Here is a 307-nt window from a genome sequence, read left to right as displayed (position 1 = left end):
AAAGAAACCATTCCAGATTCGGTCGTTGTCGTGGAAACAGCTGACCATGCTCGACTTTAATTGCAGCTCTCCTATAACTGGCATTTTGAAGTAGGGAACAAAGACGATGAGAAGGAAGCAGCCAAACTGTTCAGCGTACCAGGTAAGTACCGGCCAGAGACCTACCAGGAGAAAATGAGACGACTGAAGTCTCGTGCTGAGGAGCGTGTCAAGGGCAAGGAGGATGTTCCAACCAAGCGTCCCCCAGTTGTGAGGTCTGGCATCAATACCATAACATCTTTGATTGAACAGAAGAAAGCCCAGCTGG

1 protein-coding gene is annotated in these 307 nt (G+C 48.9%); it reads left to right on the top strand.

Features of this window, described 5'->3' with window-relative positions:
• Positions 1-60: 60 nt before the first annotated feature.
• The coding region (locus L5876_RS14595; protein ID WP_236957090.1) for a hypothetical protein at positions 61-307 on the top strand (247 nt) is incomplete at its 3' end.

It is taken from the genome of Hyphobacterium sp. SN044, from assembly GCF_021864465.1.
In the GTDB taxonomy this organism is placed as follows: Bacteria; Pseudomonadota; Alphaproteobacteria; order Caulobacterales; family Maricaulaceae; genus Hyphobacterium.
Note: the sequence above shows the minus strand (reverse complement) of the source record. Positions and strands in the feature narration are given on the sequence as shown.